The sequence below is a fragment of the Arthrobacter sp. KNU40 genome (assembly GCF_051515115.1).
GTDB lineage: Bacteria > Actinomycetota > Actinomycetes > Actinomycetales > Micrococcaceae > Arthrobacter.
The window spans coordinates 4,259,142-4,282,963 of record NZ_CP195850.1 but is presented as its reverse complement, the minus strand read 5'-3'; the positions used below and the strand labels follow the sequence as shown (position 1 = coordinate 4,282,963).

The window sequence follows — 23,822 nt, the reverse complement described above, 5'->3', positions numbered from 1 at the left end:
TGGACATGTTCCTTCAAGAAACACCAACACAGACCAAGCAAACCGCCGAGCAGAAGGCCTGGGGGATTGCGGCCACGGTCTGCGATCCGGAGATTCCCGTCCTTACCATTGAGGATCTGGGGATCCTCAGGAACGTCCTACTGTTCGACGACGGCGGGCTGGTCCCCGCGGTCCAGGTCACCATTACGCCGACCTACTCGGGCTGCCCCGCGATGGACGCCATCCGTGACGACCTCAAGACCGCGTTCCACAAAGAGGGATACCCGAGCGTCTACGTCGAGCTTGTCCTGGCTCCGGCCTGGACCACGGACTGGATGACCGAGCACGGCAAGGCCAAGCTGCAGGAATACGGCATCGCACCTCCAAGTGGCAGGGCAGCCGCCGGCGGCCACGCCGGCAAAGTACGGCTCAACCTCGCCGTGAAATGCCCGCAGTGTTCATCGCTGAACACCAAGGAACTCACCCGCTTTGGTTCCACGTCCTGCAAGGCGCTGTTCGTCTGCCAGGACTGCAAGGAACCGTTCGACTACTTCAAAGTCCTGTAAGGAATCCGACATGCCCGTTGTCCGCCAGACCGCAGCCGAACAAGCGCAGGCCACCGGCCGCCGTCGTACGTCTTTTCATTCCCTCAGTGTTTCGGAAGTCCGCCGCCTGACTGAAGACGCCATCGAGGTCACGTTCGATGTTCCGGCGGAACTCGCCGGCCAGTACGACTACCTTCCCGGCCAGTACGTGGCTCTGCGGACCACGCTTCCTGACGAGAGCGGTGAGCCGCACGAGGTCCGCCGCAGCTACTCCATCTGCGCAGAGCCGCGCAGCTTCGCGGACGGCAGCAGCGAGATCCGCGTGGCCATCAAGAAGGACCTGGGCGGCATCTTCTCGACGTGGGCGAACGCGGAACTCAAGGCCGGCGACACGCTGGACGTCATGAGCCCCATGGGCGCGTTCATTTCCAAGCATGGCAAGGACGGCAAGACCGTCCAGCAGAACGTCATGAACTCCATGAACAATCCGGAGAACATGGCAGGGGAGTTCGGCGACGCCGGTTCCTTCGTGGCCATCGCCGCCGGCTCGGGAATCACCCCGGTGATCGCGATCGCCCGTACGCTGCTGGCCGCGAACCCGGAGACCCGCTTCGACCTGATCTACGCCAACAAGGCAGCCATGGACGTCATGTTCCTCGAGGAGCTGGCGGACCTGAAGGACAAGTACCCCTCGTGCCTGGCGCTGCACCATGTGTTGTCGCGCGAGCAGCGCATTGCGCCGCTCATGACGGGACGTATCGACGCCGAGAAGCTGCAACAGCTGCTGGGTACCGCCATTCACGCGCAGGATGTGGACGAATGGTTCCTGTGCGGGCCGTTCGAGCTTGTCCAGCTGTGCAGGGACACCCTTGCTGCCCGCGGCGTGGAGCCTGAGCACGTCCGCTTTGAGCTCTTCACCACCGGCCGCCCGGACCGCCCCGAAGGCAACGCGGGCCGGCCCGTTGTGGAGGACGAGTCGAAGGACACGTTCAAGATCACCTTCAAGCTCGATGGTTTGACCGGCGACGTCGCCAGCCCCACCCACGCGCGGGAATCGATTCTGAATGCTGCCTTGCGGGTCCGCCCGGACGTTCCGTTCGCGTGCGCCGGTGGTGTGTGCGGCACGTGCCGCGCCAAACTGGTCTCGGGCACGGTCAGCATGGACGAGAACTACGCCTTGGAGCAGGATGAGTTGGACAAGGGATACGTGCTGACGTGCCAGTCCCACCCCACAAGTGAATCCGTCACGGTCGATTTCGACGTCTAAGGAATATACGAATGATCGAGCTCTCCATCTCCAACGGCATCGCCGAAATTGTCCTCAATGCCCCGGAAAAGCTGAACTCGCTCGACGAGGCGGCGCTTGCGGAACTGGATAGAGCGTACGACGACGCCGCTGCCGCCGCCTCCCGCGGAATGGTGCGGGCGCTGCTCATCCGCGGAGAGGGCCGCGCCTTTTGCGCGGGACGCGACATTGCCGGTGTGACCCCGGAGAGCGACGATGCGAAGGCGTACTTGAACGGGCTCGTGGAGCCGCTGCTCAAGAAGATGGCAGCCTTCCCGGCCCCGACTTTCGCGGCAGCGCACGGCGCGTGCCTCGGCGTCGGGCTCGGCCTGTTGCTCGCCACGGACGTGGTGTACGTGGCGGAGAATGCCAAGTTCGGTTCGCCCTTCGCCAAGCTGGGCGCCACCTTGGACTCGGGCGGGCACTGGTACTTCACGGAGCGCCTCGGCATGCACCGGACCCTGGACCTCATCTACACCGCGGACCTGATCAGCGGAGCCGAGGCCGTGGCGCAGGGCATGTTCAGCCGGGTCATGCCTGACGACGCCTTGCTCGAGGCCACGCGGATCATCGTTGAGCGGGTCGCGGCGGGTGCCACCGGTGCGTTCACGGCCAGCAAGGAACTCGTGGCCCATATCCGCGATCAGCGCCTTGGCTTGTGGGCCGCGATGTCCGAAGAGAACGACGAGCAGGCCCGGCTGTGCAAGACCGAGGACTACGCCGAGGGTTTCCGGGCGTTCCAAGAGAAGCGGGCACCGGTCTTCAAGGGGTAGCTGGCTCCGGCTGCAAGCCCGCATTCCAGCCGCGGATAATCCGGGCGTTTGATCTTGTCAGTGCACTTCGTCGTACCTAGACTCTCTAGGTATGGGACGAAGTTCAGTGAACGGACAGCTTGACCTTCTGCTGCTTGGCTCGCTCGGTGCGGGCGAGGCACATGGCTACGCACTCATCGCGCGCGTTCACGAGCGCAGCGGAGCGCGGCTCGAGCTTCAGGAGGGCTCGGTCTACCCCGCGTTGCACAAGCTCGAGGCGGCGGGATGCGTCTCGAGCCGCTGGGCGGACGACGCCGGTGGCCGCCGGCGCGTCTATGCGCTCACCGGGGCCGGGCACGCCGAGCTTGCCCGCATGGTGGAGGAATGGAAAGGCTTCTCGGCGGCGGTTCAGGGCGTTCTTGGGGCGGCGTCGTGAACGCGGGGAGTGGCGCCGGGGCCGAAGAGATGCCCATCGACGCATACCTCGACGAGCTGTTCGTGGCCGCGCGTGACGGCGATCCCGCTGCGGCACGCAGGCTCCTCGCGGAGACCGAGGCGCATCTGCGCGAATGCGCCGCCCGGCTCCGCGGTCAGGGCCTGGACCCGGAGGACGCCGAGCGCGAGGCTGTCCGCCGCTTCGGGCCGGTGGGCACCGTGACGCCGGTCCTGCGTCCGGCCCTTCGCGACGTCGCCCGCCTGCCATTGCGCGTGTTCGTGCGCCCCTTGGTAGGCCTCGCGGCTGTTGGCGCGATCGCCGTCGGCGTGAGCGGGGCCATATCGGAGCTGTTCGGCCGGATCTGGGGCGCGGGCTTCGTGGCCGGTGATCTCCCCGGCGTCGCGTATACGGCCGCCAGGTGCGCGGTCCTGCAGGCCCCCTACGCTGGCCTCGATTGTTCCCGGGCCGCCGCCGAGCACCACTGGGGCGAGGTGGTCGAATACCGTGTGGCCCTCGGGGTGCTGGGCCTTGTTCTCCTGCTCGTATGGCGCCTCCTGCCCCGAGAAGCCGCGCTCCCGGCAGGCCTCGCGCCGTCGCTCGCGGCAGCGGCTTTCCTGCTCGCCGCAGCGGCGACCGGCGTCCAGGCCCTCAACGCTGCCGTCCAAGGCTGGCAAGGCACGGGGGCGTGGCTGAGCGCCCTCGTCGTCGCCTTGCCGCTAGCCGTCGTGTTCGCGGTAGCCGCGCTGCGCAGGATGCGAATGAAGCCCGTGGGTTCATAGGCCGCTCGGCGGCAGTGGGCCCCATCATTCTTGCTTTTAATGATTCAAACGGTCTGGAGTTCCGTGAGATGGGCGTATTTCAGCGCCTTGGCTTGGTGGCGTAGTCGCGACGGATGGTGTCTCGGCCGACGCCGTTACCGTGGTCGGCGTCTTGCTGGTGACCCTTGTCATGCTCGCCGCCGCCACGGCGGTCACCGTCGTCCAAAGGATGGCGGCCGTCCGCGAACAGGCGATGGCAGACGTCGACGGCGGGACGCCCGCTTAAGCGGTGGGATCATCCTGTCGTGTTCAGGCACGTTTCCTGTCGGGCAGGCTTATGTCCGGGTGGGTCGGAAGTGGTGGTTGCGTCGGGGTGTTTGGCGGGGGTCGAGGTGGGGTGGTGGGTTGAACCATGCCGTGCCGGTGTCCAGGGTGATGGTCCAGTGTTCTTTGTGGATGACGTGGTGGTGGTGGCTGCATAGCAGGGTGCCGTTGTCGGTTCCCGTGGTGCCGCCGTTGGACCAGTAGGTGATGTGGTGGGCTTCGCACCAGGGGGCGGGGATGGTGCAGTCGGGGAAGGCGCAGCCTTGGTCGCGGGCGATGATGGCTTTGCGGATGTGGGGCGGGAAGATGCGGGTGGTGCGGCCGATGTCCAGGACGCGGCTATCGCTGCCGAGCAGGACGGGGATGATGTCCGCGTCGCAGGCGATCTTGCGGATGACCGCGGGGTGGACCGGGCCCTGGAACGTGGACGCACCGCTGCTCGGGCGGGGGCTTGGAGCGGCGGGGGATTCGTGTTCGAGGCGTTCGAGCAGGTCGCGGTAGTCGATGGTCACCATCACCTGCGGCCGGAGACCACCGTTGGCAGGCAGCTCGCCGGTGGTCAGGGCCACCCCGCAGGCGCCGACGAGCCCGTCGAGCAGCTTCTGCGGACGCGAGCGTCGATCCAGCGTCGGGCGGGCGACGCCGTCGTGCCCGGAAAGCCCTGCGGGGCCGCCGGTGGTGCCGGTTGGATCCGGATCCGGTGAGTCGTCGGGGTCGTGCTGCAGGCGGGGGTTGGCGGCGGTGTTCATGGCGGTGGCGAGGGTTTCAAATTGTTCCGCGGTGGCGAAGATTTCCAGGTGGTGCAGTCCGCGGCGGGGTTTGCGGATGAACGCTCCTTGGCGGTGGCGGAGTTCTTCCTCGCCGGGTTCGGATCCGTCCTGGTCGATCGCGTCGACCCAGCGTTTGGCCATCCGGGACACGAAATCGGGGTCGCTCTCAACTGCGGTGCGGGTGAGGGAGTGTTCCATCTGGTGGGCGGTGTCCGCGTCGGCGATGTGTCGCACCTGGTCCAGGGCCATGCTGATGATCGTGGCCGATCGGGACGGCACGGCTGCCGTGGAAAGGGCTTCGGCGAGGAGTTCGTGGCGTGCGGGGACGTCCTGTCCGGCGATCCCTGTTTGCGGGAGCACGCCGGAGGCCAGGACAAGCCGGCGCCTGGCCTCGCCGATGCTGATCCGCAGCCTGGCCCGCAGGAATTCGGCCGCGTTCCGGTACCCGTCGTCGACCGCGTCGGCTGCGTCCGTAAGGCTGGCGGCAGAAGCCGGGACCGGGACGTCAGGGACCTCCCGGATTTCCGTGCCGGCCGCGGCCACCAGGACAGGCGCCGTTTCCGCGGGCTCGGTCCAGCCGGTCCGCCATCCCGGCGCCGGGGATGGCCGCCGTGCCGCTTGCGCTTCGCTGCGCGTCCGTTCCACAGCCTGGGCCGCGACGAGCTGCAGAAACTCCACCGTCCGGGAGATCTCTTCGATCTTGCCGGCGAAATCAGCGGCGTGGGGGAAACCGAACGAGCGGGCGTCGGAGACGGCGGCTGAACGCAGCGCATCCATCGCCGCCACCGCCAGATCAAGGCCACCCGCGGGGGACGGCGCGGCGGCGGCCCGGCTTTGCAGCTCGGCATGCCGGGCAGCGACGGGCTTCAGGCGGCGGGAAAGACGTCCCAGCGGCGTGACCCCGCCATCGGGCGGGGCTGCCCGACGTGCCACGAGTTGACCGATGCCTTCCATGACTAAACCCTGTCACGGGGGTCTGACAGTAATGGGCTCAAGAAGCCCCTCCCGTCGAAAATTAGTAAAAACTTTCGGGACAGCTGATGTACGCGTTATGCATCGAACTCCCTCAGCGGGGATCAGCGGTCGATCCTGGGCACCTTGACGGGCCACAGCCTCGCCGGTCTCCAAGGAGCCGCCGTCTCGAATGGTTACCCTGAAGGGGTGACTCGTACTCGTCGGCTGAGCGTCGTCCTGATCTTGAACCTGATGCTGGTGGCCGGGCTGCTTGTTGTGGGAGTCTCGGCGAATTCGTTGGGCGTGCTCGCGGAGGGCGCGGACTACCTGGCCGATGCTGCAGCGGCTGCGGCCGGAGTCGCCGTGGCCGGTATCTACGTGACGAAGGGCCTGTACTGGCTTGATCCTGTCGTCGCGGCGATCATTGCCGTGGTGGTGGGATACCATGCGGTCCACGTGCTCATCGAAATCTTCCAGGCCCTGCGCGCTCATCGGCGCAGTGTGTCGCGACCGTGAGCGTCCCCGGGTCCGGCTCTGCAAGACCGAGGACTACGTCGAAGGGTTTCCGGGCGTTCCGGGAGAAGCGGGCGCCGGTTTTCAACAGGTCGTGCCCTCAGCCTCCCCGCGGAGCCGTAGCGGAAGCCCGTTGATTCCGGGCCTTGTGCAGCCGGTACTCACGCGCGGTGATCCAGACAATGAAGATGTCGAAGGCCGTCAAAAGGACAAGACCCCAGGAGAAGGCGACGACGATCCGGTAGCCCTGGTAAACGATGAAGACCAGCAGGAAGGCGATCATCCACGGGTAGGCCCAGAGCTTGTCCTTCAGGACGGCCCAGACCAAGACGATTTTGACCAGCCCGTGGAGGAGTAGGTAGATCGCGCCGAACAGCGTCGCCGAACCTGAGAGGTTGGAGCTCAGGTGCACCAGGCTGTTCGCCAGGAAATCGTGCGGATCCTGGGCGAGTTCGTGCTGGGTGAGGAACCGGACCAGATCTCCGATTTGTTTCGGCGTGACCACCAAAAGCAGGATGCCGCCGATCAGTTCCAGGACGCCGTCCAGGCCCTTCAAGATGAGGCTCACGCGAAATGTCCGGTCGAGCAGGGTTGTTTCAGCTGGTTTCGTTTCCATCACGCTTCCCTCCGCTACCTCAAGATACATTCTTACTTATGTCCGCCTCCTCTGATCCCGCAGGAGCTTTCGCCATTGAAACACATGGCCTGAGCAAGCACTTTGGCAGGCATTCCGCCGTCGATGGCTTGACAATGCGCGTGCCTGCGGGAGCCATCGCGGGCTTTATCGGTCCCAATGGGGCAGGCAAGACCACCACCCTTCGCCTGCTCCTGGGGCTGGTGCGGCCGGATGCGGGCAGCGCTACGGTACTGGGCCACCCTCTCACTGAATTCGAGCGCTACCTGCCGCGCGTCGGGGCACTCGTGGAAGCGCCGGCGTTCTATCCGGGCCTCTCCGGCCGGACCAATCTGGAGGTGCTCGCCCGCCTCGGAGGCCACCCCGATTCCCGCGTGAACGAATTGCTGGAGGTGGTGGGACTCTCCGATCGGGCGCGTGACCGGGCGGGAACGTATTCGCTGGGCATGAAGCAGCGCCTTGGGGTGGCGATGGCCCTGCTGCCCGATCCGGAGCTGCTCATTCTCGACGAGCCAGCCAATGGCCTTGATCCGCTGGGCATCATCGAGATGCGCGAGATGCTCCGCCGTTTGGCCGGCCAGGGGAAAACCATCCTGCTCAGCAGCCATTTGCTCGGCGAGTTGGAACACCTCACGGACTGGCTGATCATGCTCAATCAGGGGAAGGCCCTGTTCTGCGGGCCGGCCCGGGAGCTGTTGGCTCAACGCGTCGAAGTAGTGGTCGAAGCCCGGGACGCTGTCCAGTTGGATCTGGTGGCCCGGATCGCGGGCGAGGCCAGCTACACGGTTACGAGGGAGGACCAGGTCTTGCGCATCGCCTGTCCTGCCGGTTTTGCCGACACGTTGAACCGGATGGCCAGGGAAGCCGGCGCGCCGGACCTGGCCATCCGAGTAAGGGAGGCCAGCCTCGAGCAGCTCTTCCTGGCACTGCTGAAAGGAGACCCGTCATGATTTCCGTGATCCGTGCGTTTCGCAGCGAACTGCTCAAGTTCCGCCGCTGGAGTGTTCTGGCGGTCGCGGGGGCGATGCTGGTGGTGAGCACCTTTATTGCTTATCTGACGTTCCACCAGATCGCATCCGGAGCCACCGGCCGTGAGATGACCAGCCTCATTGCCGCGTTTCCCACACCTCAGGGATTGGTCTCCATCATTGGCCAGGCCCGTTCCGTGATCATTGCCATCGCGCTGGTGATGGTGACCGCCAATCTCGCCGCGGAATGGTCCCAAGGGACGCTGCGCAACCTGTTGGTCTGTGAGCCGCGCCGCCTGAGGTGGCTGGCGGGCAAAATGCTCGCGCTGATGCTTTTTGTGGTGCTCTCGATGCTGCTGACCCTGCTCATCAGCGGCACATTCATCCTTGTGGTTGCTCAAGGACAGGGGATTCAGACGGATGCCTGGACGTCGCCTGACGGGCTGCAGGTCTTCCTGGCGTTCCTGGGCAATGAGGTGCTGTGCCTCATCGGGGTGGGCGCCCTGGGCATGGTCATCGCCGTGCTCACCCGTTCGGTCGCGGCCGCCGTCGGGATTGCCCTGGCCTACGTCTTGGTGGTTGAAGGCATCATCGCGGTGGTTTTGCCGCAGGTCAGCCAGTGGTTCCCGGGCCGGGTGTTCAACACCATTGTGGGGACCACCGTGCCGTTGGTGGGGCCGACGCCTCTCCAAGGTTATCCGGCGGCCCTGGGAGCAGCACTGCTTTGGATGGTCGGCTTCGTTGTGGTGACCGCCGTCGTATTCCCCCGCCAGGACATCAAGGCGTGACAGAAAGAGCACGCAATGTCCGCTCCGGCGTCGTCGGCAACGAGCGCCTGACCGCATTGACAGGGGCCGTGGTGCTGGCCCCGTCGTGGCCAAGACGGCCAGCACCGGCTGGCGATTCATCCGCTACTACACGCGGGATCCCGCCTACTGCCGCAAGGGTCCGCCCCGGCTGCTTCTGGGCGTGATGGCACCGATACTTGTCGCCTCGACGCTCGCGCTCATCGGCAGCGGCATCGCCTTGGCCGTCACCGGCCCGGCCCCGGAGTTCCTGGTCCGGGTGCACGTTGTCAGCTTCTTGTTCTGGCTCGCCACCATCGCAGTGCACGTCTTCGCGTACGTGAGGCGGGTACCGCAGCTAATCGCCGAGGACTGGCGGCGCCGCACCGACCGGCAGAAGCGCGGGAAACCGGAGCCATTGGGACGTCGGATGCGCGTTGCGGTCAACATTGCGGTCCTCGTGCTGGCCGCGTTCGCTGCGGTGCTGCTTTTGCCGACTGCCGCACCATGGGAGGGGTGGCGTGGTCAGGCCGTGACCGGCCCTGGGGTCCTCGCCGTCGCAGTGTGCATCGTGACCGCGATCGCGGTGCTGCTCATGCGCCGCTAGGGGAAACCACGACGGCGGTGCGGCTCGCCATTGCGGGCGTCCGGCTCGAGTTAGTCAGTGATGTCGGCGTGGTGGTGGCGCGGGGTTCCCTCTAGGGAGTGTTCGGCCTGGAAGATCGCATCGGTAACGAGCTGGCGGACGTGCTCGTTCGCGAGGCGGTAGTACACGCGGGTTCCGGCTTGCCTCGTGGTGACAACGCGCCCGAGGCGCAATTTGGCCAGATGCTGGGATACTGCTGCCTGGGATTTGTGGACCAGTTCCGCCAGCTGGTTGACGGGCATTTCGCCGTCGCGCAGTGCAAGAATGATGCGGACCCGGGTGGCGTCGGCGAGCATCGCAAAGACCTCTACGGCCAGCTCGACGTACTGACTGTCAGGCTCCCGGCCGCACACAGCGTTATCTGCATCCATGCTTATATTGTTTCATACGGATAAAATGAGGTATATATATTGAGCAAGGTGCCGTTCGTTAGCTGAGGCTCCTTCGCGGAAACATGCCAGCGACCCCCAACGTCGAGAGACGCCCCGGGTCAGGACAGGCCGCCCCGGCATTAAGGGGTGGTCCCGATTGGCTCCTGGATACAGTCCGGGTTCACGCCGCGAAGTGCCAAAGGTCTTACGAGGAGGGGCATGCGCAGGCATCTATACCTGCCCTCCCCGCGGCGCATCCAACAGCAGCAGGAGGTGACGGTTCCATCATGAACGATGGTCATAAACCCAGTCTCCCGTCCCGTTTTCCGGACACCGCTTCAGCCTCCTGAAACCTTGCGCTGATTCAGTCCGGCACGCCGGAGCCTGATCCACTCGGCACCTAAGGTGCCCCCTTTAGGCAACAACACTCACGCAAAAACGCCCGCCCATGCCACGTGCCCCGGCGAGGCTTATCCATGACTTTTTTGTGCCCGTTTCCGGGCAGAAGGCCGGTACATCATGACCGAAACCAAGACCCTGCTAGCGCCCTCCGCAGCCCTCGACACAGCCCACATCGGCGACATCAAAGGTGCGTTCGGCACCATCCGCGTCGATGACGAAAAGCCGCGCTCGGGCATCAAAGCACGCCTCAAGACCCTGCTGGCGATCATCGGACCCGGGCTGATCGTCATGGTCGGCGACAACGACGCCGGCGCTTTCGGCACCTACACCGAGGCCGGACAGAACTATGGCACGTCGCTCCTCTGGACTCTGCTGCTGCTGGTCCCGGTGCTGTACGTGAACCAGGAAATGGTGCTGCGCCTGGGCGTCGTCTCCGGCGTGGGACATGCCCGCCTGATCCTTGAGCGCTTCGGCAAATTCTGGGGCGCGTTCAGCGTCATCGACCTGTTCATCCTCAATGCGCTGACGATCGTCACCGAGTTCATCGGCATCAGCCTGGGCCTGGATTACCTGGGCATCCCCAAGATCCCGGGAATTCTCCTGGCCACGGCGGTGATCGTGGGCGCCGCGAGCACCGGCTCCTTCAAGCGCTTCGAGCGCGTCTGCCTGACCCTGGTAGCCGGGTCCCTGCTGCTGGTGCCGATCATCTTCATGGTCCATCCCGACGTCGGACAAGTCGCCCACGACTTTGTCGTGCCCGGGATGCCCAAAGGCGCGGACCTGTCCACGGTGACGTTGCTGATCATCGGCATCGTCGGAACCACCGTGGCGCCATGGCAGCTCTTCTTCCAGCAGTCGTACATCATTGACAAGCGCATCACTCCCCGCTTCCTGAAGTACGAGAAGGCCGATCTCTGGCTGGGAATCACCATCGTCATCGTGGGTGCAGCGGCGATCATTTCCTTTACCGCGGCGACATTTGCCGGCACCCCGCAGTTCGGCAACTTCACCGACGCAGGCGGTGTCGCCGTCGGCCTGGAACAGCACGTCGGAAAGGTTGCTGGGGTCTTGTTTGCGCTGGCACTGATCGATGCCTCGATTATCGGGGCCGCCGCCGTCGGGCTGTCCACCTCCTACGCCCTCGGTGACGTTTTGGGGCTCAAGCACTCCCTGCACCGGAAAGTGTCCGACGCCAAAGGCTTCTATGCAGTGTTCGCTGGAGTCCTGCTCCTCTCGGCCATTGTTGTCCTGATCCCGGGCAGCCCTTTGGGTTTGCTGACGGTCGGGGTCCAGGTGCTGGCCGGGGTCCTGCTTCCCTCGGCCACGGTGTTCCTGCTGCTGCTCTGCAATGACAAGCAAGTGCTGGGACCCTGGGTGAACGGTCGGTTCATGAACTTCTTCACCTCGGCTGTGATCGCGGTCCTGGTCATCCTTTCCTTGGTGCTTACCGCCGGGGTGTTGTTTCCTGACATGGGCTCGGAGGCCATCCTGGGCATCCTCATCGGGGGTGCAGGTCTCTCCGCCGTCGCGGGGGTTGTGTTCCTGGTCTACCGCGGAATCCATCCCGCAGCGCCTAGCCCCGATGCAGTCGACCGGTCACAGCGGTCGACCTCGCGCATGCCCCCGATTGCCCTGCTCACCGCACCCAAACTGTCCACCGGGTACCGGATCGGGCTGACGGTTCTGCGAACGTACCTCCTGATCGCGATGATCCTGGTCATCGTCCGGGTGGTCCAGCTAGCCTTTGGCGCCTGATGGTTTCCGCGTCATCGAGGCCATTACGCGGATGGCCGATTACAATCTGCTTACCCGCTGGTCGCGCCGCGGACCCAGCCACCACGCCAACCGCGGCGGGGACAGGAGAATTTCATGAATGATGGGCACCGCACAAGCTCTCAAGGTCCTCGCCATATGCGCCCCAAGTCCCGGCGCAAGTCCGTCATCCTGATCTCGGCGACGGCGGTCGCCGCAACTTTGGCGCTGGCGGTCGCCGTCGCGCTCACCTATGTGGGCGCGACGGCGGTGGCAGTCAACAACAACGTCCACCGCTCGGATGTCCTCAAGGATCTGAAAACACTTCCCCAAGCTGTGCCGAAGCTGAGCCAGGACACGAACATCCTGATCATGGGCCTGGACACAAGAGTTGATGAGAAGGGCAAGCCTCTTCCTCCGGAGATGTATGACGCCTTGCACGCGGGGGATGAGAATATCGGCGGCTACAACTCAAATGTCCTGATGCTCATCCATATCCCGGCGGACGGTTCCAAAGCCGTGGGGATCTCGATTCCCCGGGATGACTACGTCCAAGTGGACGGCATACCCGGTAGCGGCCCCTTCAAAGCGAAGATCAAGGAGGCGTACGGCTACGGTTTCGCGGCGGAGAAGACCTCCCTGATCAATGCGGGAAGGCCCGACGACGACACGACCTACCAGGCGGCGCGCGACGCCGGGCGCAAAGCCGAAATAGCTACCGTGACCAAGTTCCTGGGCAGCGTCCACATTGACCACTTCCTCGAAGTCACCATGGCCGCGTTCTATCAGACGGCCCAGGCCATCGCGCCCATCACGGTGTGCGTGAACCGGGCCACCCAGGACACCTTCTCGGGGGCCGACTTCAAAGCGGGCATGCAGCAGATCGACGCCAAGCAAGCAATGGCCTTCGTGCGGCAGCGCCGGGACACCACCGATCCGACGTACCTTTTCTCGGACCTGGACCGCGAACGCCGGCAGCAGGCCTTCATCGCCTCGGTCTCCCACCAGCTCAAAGACGCCGGCACCTTCACTGATATCGGGAAAATGCAGGGTGTCCTGGATGCGGTGAGCAAGAACATCGTGGTGGATTCTGAATTGAACCTGATCCAGCTCGCCCAGCAGGCCACGTCGCTGACCGGGGGCAACATCTCCTTTTCCACACTGCCGATCACAGGCTTCGGCTGGTCCCCGGATGGCGCGTCCATCAACACCGTGGACATCAACCAGGTGCAGGCAACCGTGAAGGAACTCCTCACCCCGGTCCCGCCCGCTCCCGCACCGACGACGACGGCGACCCCGACGACGGCGGCCACCTCGCCTGCGGCACCCGCACCCGAAGCGCCACGCGCCTCAGGTGCTGCAGCACCAGCCACTCCGTCGGCACCCGCAAGCAACGTCTACGAGGATTCCACCGGGGCCCTCCAGGGCGGTGCGATCGCCTGCGTGAAATAGCGGGGCGAAATGGCCCAGCGGTCTCCAGGGAGCAGGAAGGTTCCTCCGATAGGCTCGGCGAATGAGCGAAAATACACCGAAACTCGCTGGCTACCTGGACAAGCAACAGCCTGGGCTTTATCAGGCCCTGTCCGACTATGCGGGTCAGGTCACTGCGGAAGCGGACAGGACCGGGATCCCGCGTCGCACCCTAGAGTTGTTGAACTACAGGGCTTCTCAGATCAATGGCTGCGCCTTCTGCTTGGATCTGCATCACCGTAGGGCCGTCGGCTACGGAGAGACTGAGCAGCGGCTTTCCCTGGTGTCCGTGCATGGCGAGGTGGGGCTCTTCGACGAGGCCGAACAGGTGGCGCTTGAACTGGCCGAACAGATCACGCGGATGAGCACCGCCCGTCCGACCCCCGAGCTGTTTTCCCGGGCGCGGAAGGTCTACACCGAAGAGCAGATCAGCGTACTCTGCATGGCATGCATCGGCATCAACGCCTTCAACCGCCTGTCCATCCTGAGCGAGCACCCGGTGCGCAAGGCCCGTTCGTCGTCGTGAAGAGGGTCGCAGGATTCCCCTCAGCCTCGTGGAGGCTCGGTGCCTGAATTCTTCCGCCTAGTGCGCCACCACAGGTAAAGGCCCCAGCATCCGAGGCACAAGAACAGAACTGATGCGACAGGCCGCCACCAGACAAAGGGCTGCCATGAGGCGAACAGGATTGCATAGGCAAAGAACGAAGCGCTTATCCAAGGATTCGGAATCTTGTTGGCCATCGGGCCACCTTTCGGATGTGAGTTCTTGGAAGGAAGCACACTACCAGCCGGCACAACCGGCGAGGGTGAGCCCGATGCTCGACAGCGTACCGGCCAAGGCCCAGCCAACCACCGCCCCACCTGGGGCCAATACAAGGACCATGTTCAGGCCCACACCCGCAGCGCAGGTCCAGGTGAAGCTCGCAGTGCTTGCGCCGATGTTCAGGTTTGCGACCTGCTTGCCTCCGATGTAGACATGAAGGTACCTGGGACAAGTGCTCGGGCGGTTGTTGGTCCAATTGTGGGATACCCCCATACTGATGCAGAAGGAGTAGTACTTTCCTGCCGGTTCTCGCAGCTCCGGTCTGGCGGCTCCTGCTGGTGACTCTGAGATAGATGGTGATGTGACCGGGGGTTCCGCGGCGCTGGCAGGGGCTAGCCCGGCGAACACCAAACCTGCGCTGACTGCCAGGATTAGTGCAATCTTTTTGATTTTTTCAGGGCGCGGAGGGCTTGCCACGCTTCTCGGTGGGGGCGGCCACTAAAAACTTGAGAGCTACCCGCGATCTTCATTTGAGTCATCCTGTTCTTCCGATTTCCACTCACGGGTTCGTAGGAACATAGCCGCCACCAGCATCAGTAGTCCGCCGATCCAGCCGACTATCGCGAACCTTCCTCCGACTGCTGCGAATGCGAAGCACGCAGGAGCCGCCAACATCGGTAACATGAAGGTTCTGTTTGCCGCCATGAATTGACCCCTACTTTCACTCGGCGATTGACCAATGCGCGCGAACACGACCCGCCGAGGGCCATCGATGCTTTGCCTGCCGTAGGATCCAAATGTTCTGGAATAACTGCGACGCGATGAGTTGCACTGTTCCTCTTTGAATTAGGATCGGCGCCGGTCCTGTGCTGATCCTAACCAGCCGTTTCCACCTTTGGTCTGGATTCCGCAGAATTGAGTACCAAATCTGAATAATTGAGTACCAAAGCTGAGCAAATTGAGTGGTTCGCAGACTGCTCTCTGTGAGTCGGCGTGCTTCGCCTGGGAGCATGGGTAAGCAGCTGGCCGACGAGGAACAGATCGGCGTGCTGTGCATGGCGTGCATCGGCATCAACGCCTTCAATCGCCTGTCTATCCTGAGCGAGCACCCGGTGCGCAAGGCCCGTTCATCGTCGTGAAGCATGCGAAATGAAGGCGTGCGAACACGGCTGTCCGCTGTTCCCTTTCAGTTCAGAAAGGTCGCGTCGAAGGAGTCCAGGTCGACCACGACCCCGTTGAGGCTTTGGTTGAATTTCTGCTGGACGCCGATGCGCATCGTGGTTGGCGTATTCCAGCCTCCGTATTGGACCGGGGGCGGGGAGAGGTAGTTGGCCGTCCACCTGTTGTAGTTGATGTTGTGGGTGTTTGTGTCCCAGAGCGGGACGTCCGAGAACGCCGTGGTGTTGTTCATCAGCTGCGGCCACATCCCGGACCCTGAGTAGATCACGGGCCGAACACCCATGCCCTTAACCCCGTCGACCATAGCGCGCGTAATTTGAGGTCCGCCCGTTTCGGCGTCAAGAGCAAAGAACTGGAGCTGGGACGCGTAGGGTCCGGCCGCGTTGATCCCGCCTTGCCAGCAGTTGGGGTCCCGCGTGTATACAGCGATTTTCAGACCAGCGTCGAGGGCCATTTTCAGCTGGGTCTGGGTCCGGGACCAAGTGTTGCAGGTTCCCCATGCGGTGGAGTGCATGACATACAGCCGGAATCCGGCCTGATAGGCCTTCACGAACCAGTTGGGGTCCGTGATGGTGTTTGCAGTATCGAGGACTTTGACCGAGGGGTCCGCCGCATTTGCGGCGGGGGCAAAAGCAAGACTGAGGAGGATCAATAGGGCTGTTACGGCGGCGATGGCGTTTCTGGCAATGGTCCTGATGTTCACGGGGTGCTCCTAGCGCAGGCACGGATGAGTCCGACGCGATGATGTTGCGCAGGTTCCGGCCCCAGCCCCGGGTAGACGACAATGCGTCCTGCATCTGATGTGATGCGAACACCTAGGCTATGCCCGGGTTCCCACGGGCGGCAAGCATCCACGCAGATATTTCGCGCACCGCTTGCGGTCACCCTGGGCTTGTCACCGGCGTCCGAAGGCCATAACAAGGGCTACCAGTGCAGCACTCATTAGCACCGCTGCAACCCAGATCCACTGCTGTCCGTCCAAGTTCCCCCCGATCTCAGGTCTTGGCTCAGTCTCGGGCCGTCCGGCCTTCTGCGTCTCGGCTGGACACTTGTGCGCAAGACTACTCCGGGCGTCCAGCAACTGTCACCGGATTTCCGTAATCGGCTTCGGAATCCGTCGCGAAGGACGTAGGAGCATGACCCAGTGCGCAAGGCCCGCTGCTGACGACTTCCTGACCGGACACGCCGAAATCTTGCATCAGGGATTAGCGTTTTTGAAAATCCATTCGTAGGATTTGCCCTATGTCTATGGGGAAACTAGTTCGAAAAGCAGTTATTCCGGCAGCCGGCTTGGGCACGCGCTTCTTGCCTGCCACCAAGGCGATGCCGAAGGAAATGTTGCCGGTGGTGGATCAACCGGCCATCCAATACGTGGTTGAGGAGGCCGTAAGGGCCGGCCTCACCGACGTGCTGATGATCACCGGCCGCAACAAGCGCGCTCTTGAAGACCACTTCGACCGTGCACCTGATCTCGAACGCACTTTGAAGCTGAAAGGCGACGAAGCTCGCCTGGACGCCGTGCAGCATGCCTCCGGGCTTGGGCCTATCCACTATGTGCGGCAGGGCGAACCGAAGGGCTTGGGCCATGCCGTGCTCTGCGCCAAACAACATGTGGGTGACGAACCTTTCGCAGTCCTGTTGGGCGACGACCTGATCGACGAGAGCGAGGAGCTCCTGTCAACCATGATCGACGTTCAAGCGAAGACCGGCGGCTCGGTGATTGCCCTCATCGAAGTGGAGCCGTCGCAGATCAGCGCGTACGGCTGCGCCGACATTACATCCATCGCGGGGGAGGAATACGTCCGGGTCAACAGCCTTGTGGAGAAGCCTTCTGTTGAGGAGGCGCCGTCAAACTTGGCTGTCATTGGGCGCTACGTCCTGCACCCGGCCGTGTTCGATGTCCTCGAAGAGACGGGGCCTGGGCGCGGCGGCGAGATCCAGCTGACCGACGCCCTCCAGACCCTCGCAAAAGGCGAAGGCGAAGGTTCGGGTGTTTACGGGGTCGTCTTCCGCGGACGTCGCTACGACACCGGAGACAAGCTCAGCTACTTGAAGGCCGTCATCACGCTGGCGTCGGAGCGGGCCGAGTTCGGCGAAGACCTCAAAACCTGGATGAAGGAATTCCTCGGCTAGGAGTGCTGCATGCTTAGCCGGGCATAGCGCAGAATCCTGAGGATGGCCGGAGCCAGCTCGTCTTCCATCCGTAAATATGCCTCTGCACCCTGTTTGTAGGGGTCGGCGACGTCGTTGTCCGAGGAATTTGCCGCCAGGACGAGGTGACGCACGGAGGATGCCCGTGCCGGCAGTTCTCGCCAGAGTTGGGTGTAGTCAGAGCCCGACGGCGATGCGTCGCCTCGTTCTTCAAGGGCCGTCACCATCCGCGCGAACTCGCGGATGGTGAACGTCCGTTTGAGCAGGGAGGCGTCCAGCTGCAGAACTTCCCCGCGGTGGTGGGCCGCCATGGTGAGTACCAGGTCCGATTCCCTCAGGATTTTTGAGGTGAGCTGGCGCGCGGCAAAGTCGTCGGGTGTTCCGCCGTAGGTGCGGATGATGTCCGCTGACAGCGGCTGGATGGGGCTACCCACCATGGCGCGGGTGCCGGCACTGCGGACTGCGAAGCCGCCGGGGAGGACCTGGTCCAGGCCTGCCTGAAGCAATCGTTCGGCTACGGGAGAGCGGCAGATGTTGCCGGTGCAAACGGTCAGTAACCGAATGGGTTGGGGCGATTCCAAAGGTATTGCTCTTTCACTAGCAGGCAGGCGCGCGTGACACCTGTGTTTTACAAGTTAACACGAGAGTCATAATCATGTGTGCCGCATGAGTGCAAAAGCAGCCACACCGAAGGAAACCGCGGTCAGCAGGATCAGAAAAATGATCGGCCAGGCCTGACTCGGAATCGCTGGAATTCGTGGAATCACTGGCAACTCCACCCTGAAGCTCAGCCGCTTGCGGCGTCGCCAATGTCTCCCCATGTTCATAAATTACCGTATGCGCAAACAAGGAGGGGTTGTTTCCGGATCACCGGAAACAACCCCTCCTATTGATTAGCGTTTAGGCTGTTGCTGCGGTTTCGTTCTTTGCGCGGCGGCGGGCCACCACGACGGAGACGGTGCCGGCTGCGAGCGCGCCAGCGCCAACCAAGCCCCACAGAACCAGGCTGGAGTCGACGCCGGTGTTAGCCAGGCCGGTACCACCGGTGTTGGACAGGCCCGCGCCCGAAGCCGCGGCAGCCTTGACTGTCACCACTGCAGTGACCTTGTGCCCGGAGGTAACGCCGGTCGCTGTAAGGGTGAAGGTTCCGGTTGCGTTGAGAGTCAGCGGCAGCGAGAACCTGCCGCTGCTGTTGGCTTTCGTTGCGAATGTCTGCACTGCCAAGGTGATCTTGGCAGGTACTGCTGCGCCGACTCGGCCGGAGACGCCTCCACCGCTTGCCTGAGGTCCGCCCGTCTGCTCAACTTGGACGTTGATGCCTTCATTCGGCTGGAATCCGCCGCCGGAAAAGTTGAACTGTTGGCCGTTTTCAACGTTGCCATTGTCAACCTGTCCCTGCTCGCCCGAGCCCGGTGCCGGGTAATCCACGGCCATGGCTGGTGCCGAAGCGCCAAGAGCGATGGTGCTGGCAAGCGCGAGCACTGCAAGTGATTTCTTCAATTTGTCCCCCTGAGACCTTGATTCGTGCTTGAGAGTTGATACGCAATTCATTGTGATGACGTGATTCCATTCACCACGAGCACGTGAACTGAAATCTGTGACCCACCCCAGACAGAAAGCTACCATCATAAGGCTGCTTACCGCAAAGTAAATCCAAAGCTGTTACAAAGGGTTAACCTGCTGTCTATCCGGCAGCGCCGCAGTTTTCTGACTCCGTGGGAAGAACCACTTTGTCTACGGATTGAATGGTTGGCGTCGCCACTAGTTCCGGCTGGCTGTGCTGCACGATCTTTCCGAATGTGAATTCCACCGTGCTGCTCTGGCCTGGTGCCAGACGCACGGTGAAGCTGCCAACAGGCCTATCGTCGTGCTGCTGCGCGCCGAAGGGGACGATCTTCCCGTCCAAGGTGGCGGTTTCAATACGCGACTGGGAAGGTCCGTAGGCGATCACGTTGCTTTGGGCAGTGCCGGCCGGCACCCCAAAACCTCCGCCGCCGGTGACGTAGGCGGGCAACGAGATGGCTGCATCGGCCGGAGCGGTGTTCGTGCTGGTGATTCGAACCTTGACGGTTCCGTACCCGTCGGCAGCCGTGCACTGCTTGATGAGCTGTACGGTGCGTGTCACGTAGTAGTCCATTTTAGCGCCGGTGCCGTCGTTGAAGTAAGCGCCGAACTGCGCTGCGGGCACGCTCGGGCCCGAAATGGAACCACTCAGCGGGTATTTGCCAAGGACGGACTGCTCGCCAGTGTCCGCCGACCACAGGAGAACTCTGTGCTCGTCCACGCCTTTCGCAACGCCTGCCAGGAGGCTTTTCGCATCGCCCTTGCCGGAGGAAAGGGCGCCGAAGATTTCTTTAGCCACCATTCCAAAGTAGACGTCTTGCGCTGATGGCTGCTGGATTTGGGCGTAGACATCTGAGAGTAGAGTTTTCACCACGTTCTTGCCCGTGAGCTGGTTCGGCAGTTTGCCTGCGGTCAGCGCCAGCACCTGCGGGTCTTGCAGGCTGACCGGTCCTGTTGCGTCCAGGATGTAACCAAGTGCCACGGGGTCGATCGAGATGGCCCCATCTAGCCGTTCGCCTTTTTTCCGCTCCCACATCTTCAACGCGGTGGTGGCGGCGGTGGGGAAGTCCGGAGTGAAGTTGACATCCTGCATGAACATCCCAAGACGTGAACTGTAAATGCGTTGTTGCTCGTCGTCTACGGAAACCGGCGGGTCGAACAAGCCGAGTTCGTTGGCACTTGACTCAGCGGAAAGACTGAGTTTGCCCCTGTCCGCGGTAAGGACCACTAGGGCGCCAGGTATGCCTCCGCTAGCGCGGGCCTCAGCATTGTTCTGGACAAGGAGCAAATAATGCCGTGGCTTGTCGGAACCCAACATGGCTGGGGCCAGTCCCGCGGCATCGGAGGCGGTGTTCAGCTCATCTACGACAGAGCCGAGTTGTTGTTTGGCCTGCGTCAGCGGTCCGGCAACCTGAGGGAGCAGACCGCTAGCGTCGATCCCGTTCAGACGTTCGGCCGAAGCGCGCACAGCGTGCGCAGCGGACGCTATCGCGGGGGCCGACTTGCGGATCGGCTCCAGATCCGTGCCGCTACTGCTTGGCACTAGCTTGTCCCAGTTGAGGGAGCCATAGACCTTCACCAAAGGGGCGACTCCAAGTGTGGCTAGGTCGTCTGCCGAGCGAGCAATTTCGGCGGTCGCGGAGAAGTTCGCCCCCAGCCAGGGAGCCGCTGCGGCCACCGACCACAGAGGATCGGAGGCTGCCTCCCGCGCAGTGGCGGTATGGCGTCGGAGTTCGTCGACAACCGAGGTAGCATCCCCCGGACGGTTTTGGAGGATGCTTTCCTTGAGCTTAGGCACCAGCTGGGTTGAAGCCTCAAGCTCTGTCTTGATAGTGGAGGCTTTTGCATCGAGCCACAGCATCGCAACTCCGGCGATCACAGCGAGGGCGGCAATACATATTCCGGCAGTCAGCAGGCGACGGCGTCGATTGCCTAGGTGGTTTTCCCGGCCGGTTAGGCGCGACTCTGATTCTTGCGGGATGATCTTGGATTGTTGGGTGTGTTTCACGCTTAGGGCCTTCCGAGTCCGCGGTACTGCCAACCGGCGGCACGCCATTTGGCAGCGTCAAGGACGTTTCGTCCGTCCAAGATCCGGAGCCCGGAAACACCGCTGCTTACTTCAAAGGGGTCGAGCTCTTTGTATTGCTGCCATTCGGTGAGCAGGAGTAGTGTGTCCGCTCCGGCCATTGCCGTATCCAGGTCCGCCTCATACCGCAGTTCAGGGAATCGCCTGGCCGCGTTTTCCAAGGCCTTCGGGTCGGTGACTGTCACAACGGCCCCCTGAAGTTGAAGCTGGACGGCGATGCTGAGCGCAGGCGAGTCTCGAACGTCGTCGCTTTCGGGTTTGAATGCGGCACCGAGCACCGTGATGCGGTGTCCCAGCAAGCTTCCCCCGCAAAGTTCGCGGCAGAGCTCCACAACCCGGGTGCGGCGCCGCATATTGATCGAGTCCACTTCCCGCAGGAAAGTCAAGGCTTGATCCGCTCCGAGTTCCCCCGCCCTGGCCATAAATGCCCGGATGTCCTTGGGGAGGCATCCACCGCCAAAACCGATTCCGGCATCGAGGAATTTGCGTCCGATTCTGTCGTCCATTCCGATGGCATCGGCCAGTCGGGTGACGTCTGCACCTGCCGCCTCGCACACCTCGGCCATGGCATTGATGAAGGAGATCTTGGTAGCCAGGAACGAGTTGGCTGCGGCTTTGACCAGTTCGGCAGTCGGATGATCGGTGACCAAACGGGGGGTGCCCGCGGAGAGGGGGGCAGCGTAGACCTCGTCCAAAACCGACACCGCGGTGTGATCCTCCGAACCGTCCGCGACGCCATAGACCAAACGGTCTGGGGAAAGGGTGTCTGTGACGGCGTGGCCTTCGCGCAGGAACTCAGGATTCCATACGAGGTGGGCTTCGGGTTCATGTTGGGCGAGGATTCTGAGCAGACGGGTGGCAGTTCCGACCGGGACGGTGGACTTTCCGACCACTACATCGCCTGGGGCAATGTAGGGAAGGAGCGCATTCATAGCGGCATCCACATGGCTGAGGTCCGCACCATTTTCGCCAACCTTCTGGGGCGTCCCCACGCAAATGAAGTGGACGCTGCTTCCCGCAGACTCGGCCATGTCAAGAGTGAATGACAGTCGGCCTGTTTCTTGGACGTCTTGGAGGAGTTCGTCCAAACCGGGCTCAAAGAACGGGGCACGGGCTGCGGAAAGTGCGATGACCTTCTGCTCGTTCACGTCGATCCCAACCACCTCATGGCCAAGCTTGGCCATGCAGGCAGCATGTACAGCCCCGAGGTAGCCGCAGCCGATTACTGAAATGCGCATTGTGGTGCCTTCCCCCAGAGGGTCGTTCCTGCATCACAGGTGATTAGTAAGCTCCATGGCCGTCGAGGACGGCCCTGGCGGTGCGAAGCAGAATGATGAGATCCCCTGCCAATGACCAATTTTCCACGTAGTAGAGGTCCAAACGGACGGAGTCTTGCCAAGAGAGATTGGATCGTCCGCTGACCTGCCACAGACCGGTCACACCTGGCTTCACCAAAAGCCGCCGCCGTACATCCCGTTCGTAGGCCTCAACCTCCCGGGGCAGGGGAGGCCTCGGGCCTACCAGGCTCATGGAACCAAACAGAACATTGAACAGCTGTGGAAGCTCGTCCAGGCTATACCTGCGAAGGAAACCCCCTGTGCGAGTTACGCGTGGATCGTTCCTGATTTTGAAGAGAACTCCGTTCCCTTCATTCCGGTGAGCAAGCTCAGCGAGCCTTGCCTCTGCGTCAGCCACCATGGTGCGGAATTTGAGCATCTTGAAGGGTGCGCCCTCGAACCCGACGCGTTCTTGCCGGAAGAGGATCGGACCAGGACTGTCGAGCTTCACCATTAGCGCCAGCATTGTCAACAGTGGTGAAGACAGAACAATCAGGCCAGCCGAGACTGCCACATCGAACAACCGTTTCGCGACGCGTTGACCGGCCTCAAGACTAGGCGTGGTGACGTGGATCAGCGGAAGTCCGGCCACCTGTTGTGTGTGGATGCGTGGTCCGGCAACGTCGGTGAGGGCGGGTGCCAGAATGAGCGCGATGTTGCGGTCGGCCAATTCCCAACCAAGCTGGCGTAGTGTTCTCGGATTGAGTTGCATCCCAACTGTGACGGCGACGGCATCAGCCGCGCACCGTTCGATCGCGTTAAGGATCGCGTGGGTCGTGGGCTCATGCCCAAGTACCGGAAGCCCGATGTTGGCAAGCTCTTGAGAGAGGGAGGAGTCGCCTGTGGTGTAAGCGCCGATGGGAGTGTAACCGGCGTGCTTCTCGCGGACCAGGGTCTCAGCGAGGTGGACGACTGCCCCAGGACTGCCCAGTAGCAGAAGTCGCGACATGCGCCGGCCTTTCTGCCTGTGGATGCTGAGGTGCTGCCGAAGTAGCCAACGCGCTAGAAGGAGACCTCCAAGGCCTGCAGGCAGGGCAATCCCGACGTATCCGCGGGCGGTGTCTACCCGGAAGACGTAGGAGAAGATGGCAACGAGACCAAATAGCCAAAGGGAAGCAGCTGCTACCCGCTTGTACTCGTCAGGTCCGGAGCCCAGGATGCGGCTCTGTCTGGTGTTCCAAGCCCCAAGCATGAGCCACCACGTAACGGCCAGGATTATCGACAATGAAACATAATCTTGTCCAGAAATTGAAACGCCCGAGTCCAGTCCGAACCGGATGCTGTAGGCCCCAGCAACAGCCCAGACGATCACCAAGGCGTCAACTATTCGGAGGGTACGCGAAGTCCGCGCCCTCCAGTTTGCCTCTTGACTCAAAGAGTCCCCCATTTCAACTTGAGC

24 protein-coding genes and 1 riboswitch are annotated in these 23,822 nt (G+C 62.8%); of the genes, 15 read left to right on the top strand and 9 right to left on the bottom strand.

The genetic code is table 11. The features are described from left to right. Nucleotides 1-5 precede the first annotated feature (5 nt). The 6 genes from paaD to ACSKT0_RS19865 all read left to right on the top strand — a co-directional run bounded on the left by paaD (nt 6) and on the right by ACSKT0_RS19865 (nt 4,041). Nucleotides 6-545 carry a 1,2-phenylacetyl-CoA epoxidase subunit PaaD gene (gene paaD / locus ACSKT0_RS19890; RefSeq protein WP_437774085.1) on the top strand — a complete coding sequence of 180 codons (540 nt, stop codon included), beginning with the start codon at nt 6-8 and terminating at the stop codon, nt 543-545. A 10-nt stretch (nt 546-555) separates the two neighbouring features. Then, nucleotides 556-1,791, top strand: a complete 1,236-nt coding sequence (gene paaE / locus ACSKT0_RS19885; protein WP_437771259.1) for a 1,2-phenylacetyl-CoA epoxidase subunit PaaE — start codon at nt 556-558, stop codon at nt 1,789-1,791. An 11-nt stretch (nt 1,792-1,802) separates the two neighbouring features. Further along, nucleotides 1,803-2,582, top strand: a complete 780-nt coding sequence (locus ACSKT0_RS19880) for an enoyl-CoA hydratase/isomerase family protein (RefSeq protein ID WP_437771258.1) — start codon at nt 1,803-1,805, stop codon at nt 2,580-2,582. Between the two features lie 91 nt (nt 2,583-2,673). Then, a complete protein-coding gene (locus ACSKT0_RS19875) occupies nt 2,674-2,997 on the top strand; it encodes a PadR family transcriptional regulator (protein ID WP_437771257.1) in 324 nt (107 codons plus the stop codon). After that, a complete protein-coding gene (locus ACSKT0_RS19870; RefSeq protein ID WP_437771256.1) occupies nt 2,994-3,776 on the top strand; it encodes a permease prefix domain 1-containing protein in 783 nt (260 codons plus the stop codon). Before ACSKT0_RS19875 ends, ACSKT0_RS19870 begins: the two co-directional genes overlap by 4 nt. A 139-nt stretch (nt 3,777-3,915) precedes the next feature. Beyond that, entirely contained in the window at nt 3,916-4,041 is a 126-nt protein-coding gene (locus tag ACSKT0_RS19865) for a hypothetical protein (RefSeq protein WP_437771255.1), read from the top strand. Nucleotides 4,042-4,090: 49 nt separating this feature from the next. Here the strand turns inward: ACSKT0_RS19865 and ACSKT0_RS19860 are convergent, their stop codons facing one another. Continuing rightward, nucleotides 4,091-5,803, bottom strand: a complete 1,713-nt coding sequence (locus ACSKT0_RS19860; RefSeq protein WP_437771254.1) for a DUF222 domain-containing protein — start codon at nt 5,801-5,803, stop codon at nt 4,091-4,093. A 207-nt stretch (nt 5,804-6,010) separates the two neighbouring features. On the opposite strand from ACSKT0_RS19860, the gene ACSKT0_RS19855 reads away from it, so the two are divergent. After that, a complete protein-coding gene (locus ACSKT0_RS19855; RefSeq protein ID WP_437771253.1) occupies nt 6,011-6,319 on the top strand; it encodes a hypothetical protein in 309 nt (102 codons plus the stop codon). A 97-nt stretch (nt 6,320-6,416) separates the two neighbouring features. Here ACSKT0_RS19855 and ACSKT0_RS19850 read toward each other — a convergent pair whose 3' ends face one another. After that, nucleotides 6,417-6,932 (bottom strand): DUF2127 domain-containing protein, encoded by a 516-nt coding sequence (locus ACSKT0_RS19850; RefSeq protein WP_437771252.1) that lies wholly within the window; start codon nt 6,930-6,932, stop codon nt 6,417-6,419. A 38-nt stretch (nt 6,933-6,970) separates the two neighbouring features. Here ACSKT0_RS19850 and ACSKT0_RS19845 point away from each other — a divergent pair, with 38 nt between their 5' ends. From ACSKT0_RS19845 to ACSKT0_RS19835, 3 genes are all read left to right on the top strand, one after another. After that, a complete protein-coding gene (locus ACSKT0_RS19845; protein WP_437771251.1) occupies nt 6,971-7,900 on the top strand; it encodes an ABC transporter ATP-binding protein in 930 nt (309 codons plus the stop codon). Continuing rightward, nucleotides 7,897-8,706, top strand: coding sequence for an ABC transporter permease (locus ACSKT0_RS19840; protein ID WP_437771250.1), 810 nt, complete (start codon nt 7,897-7,899; stop codon nt 8,704-8,706). Before ACSKT0_RS19845 ends, ACSKT0_RS19840 begins: the two co-directional genes overlap by 4 nt. Before the next feature lie 85 nt (nt 8,707-8,791). Beyond that, complete coding sequence (locus ACSKT0_RS19835) at nt 8,792-9,310, top strand: hypothetical protein (protein ID WP_437771249.1); 519 nt, start codon at nt 8,792-8,794, stop codon at nt 9,308-9,310. Between the two features lie 50 nt (nt 9,311-9,360). Here the strand turns inward: ACSKT0_RS19835 and ACSKT0_RS19830 are convergent, their stop codons facing one another. Next, the gene (locus ACSKT0_RS19830; RefSeq protein ID WP_437771248.1) at nt 9,361-9,720 is read right to left on the bottom strand and encodes an ArsR/SmtB family transcription factor; all 360 of its coding nucleotides are present in this window, start codon (nt 9,718-9,720) and stop codon (nt 9,361-9,363) included. Nucleotides 9,721-9,767: 47 nt separating this feature from the next. After that, nucleotides 9,768-9,942, top strand: a riboswitch (M-box (ykoK) riboswitch). Between the two features lie 297 nt (nt 9,943-10,239). On the opposite strand from ACSKT0_RS19830, the gene ACSKT0_RS19825 reads away from it, so the two are divergent. The 4 genes from ACSKT0_RS19825 (at nt 10,240) to ACSKT0_RS19810 (ending at nt 15,246) form a co-directional block, all read left to right on the top strand. After that, nucleotides 10,240-11,877 carry an NRAMP family divalent metal transporter gene (locus ACSKT0_RS19825; RefSeq protein ID WP_437771247.1) on the top strand — a complete coding sequence of 546 codons (1,638 nt, stop codon included), beginning with the start codon at nt 10,240-10,242 and terminating at the stop codon, nt 11,875-11,877. A gap of 156 nt (nt 11,878-12,033) precedes the next feature. After that, nucleotides 12,034-13,326 (top strand): LCP family protein, encoded by a 1,293-nt coding sequence (locus ACSKT0_RS19820; protein ID WP_437771246.1) that lies wholly within the window; start codon nt 12,034-12,036, stop codon nt 13,324-13,326. Between the two features lie 61 nt (nt 13,327-13,387). Beyond that, nucleotides 13,388-13,870, top strand: coding sequence for a carboxymuconolactone decarboxylase family protein (locus tag ACSKT0_RS19815; RefSeq protein ID WP_437771245.1), 483 nt, complete (start codon nt 13,388-13,390; stop codon nt 13,868-13,870). Between the two features lie 1,247 nt (nt 13,871-15,117). Beyond that, a complete protein-coding gene (locus ACSKT0_RS19810; RefSeq protein WP_437771244.1) occupies nt 15,118-15,246 on the top strand; it encodes a hypothetical protein in 129 nt (42 codons plus the stop codon). Between the two features lie 47 nt (nt 15,247-15,293). On the opposite strand, the gene ACSKT0_RS19805 is transcribed toward ACSKT0_RS19810, so the two are convergent. Beyond that, nucleotides 15,294-15,989 (bottom strand): hypothetical protein, encoded by a 696-nt coding sequence (locus ACSKT0_RS19805; RefSeq protein WP_437771243.1) that lies wholly within the window; start codon nt 15,987-15,989, stop codon nt 15,294-15,296. Between the two features lie 539 nt (nt 15,990-16,528). Here ACSKT0_RS19805 and galU point away from each other — a divergent pair. Further along, nucleotides 16,529-17,419 (top strand): UTP--glucose-1-phosphate uridylyltransferase GalU, encoded by an 891-nt coding sequence (galU, locus tag ACSKT0_RS19800; protein ID WP_437771242.1) that lies wholly within the window; start codon nt 16,529-16,531, stop codon nt 17,417-17,419. Here galU and ACSKT0_RS19795 read toward each other — a convergent pair. From ACSKT0_RS19795 to ACSKT0_RS19775, 5 genes are all read right to left on the bottom strand, one after another. Next, nucleotides 17,416-18,018 (bottom strand): arsenate reductase/protein-tyrosine-phosphatase family protein, encoded by a 603-nt coding sequence (locus ACSKT0_RS19795; protein WP_437771241.1) that lies wholly within the window; start codon nt 18,016-18,018, stop codon nt 17,416-17,418. The genes galU and ACSKT0_RS19795 overlap by 4 nt on opposite strands. Nucleotides 18,019-18,337: 319 nt before the next feature. After that, nucleotides 18,338-18,937 carry an LPXTG cell wall anchor domain-containing protein gene (locus ACSKT0_RS19790; protein ID WP_437771240.1) on the bottom strand — a complete coding sequence of 200 codons (600 nt, stop codon included), beginning with the start codon at nt 18,935-18,937 and terminating at the stop codon, nt 18,338-18,340. Nucleotides 18,938-19,121: 184 nt separating this feature from the next. After that, complete coding sequence (locus tag ACSKT0_RS19785) at nt 19,122-21,008, bottom strand: DUF4012 domain-containing protein (RefSeq protein ID WP_437771239.1); 1,887 nt, start codon at nt 21,006-21,008, stop codon at nt 19,122-19,124. A 2-nt stretch (nt 21,009-21,010) separates the two neighbouring features. Beyond that, complete coding sequence (locus ACSKT0_RS19780; protein WP_437771238.1) at nt 21,011-22,324, bottom strand: UDP-glucose dehydrogenase family protein; 1,314 nt, start codon at nt 22,322-22,324, stop codon at nt 21,011-21,013. Between the two features lie 43 nt (nt 22,325-22,367). After that, entirely contained in the window at nt 22,368-23,810 is a 1,443-nt protein-coding gene (locus ACSKT0_RS19775) for a sugar transferase (protein ID WP_437771237.1), read from the bottom strand. Nucleotides 23,811-23,822 lie beyond the last annotated feature (12 nt).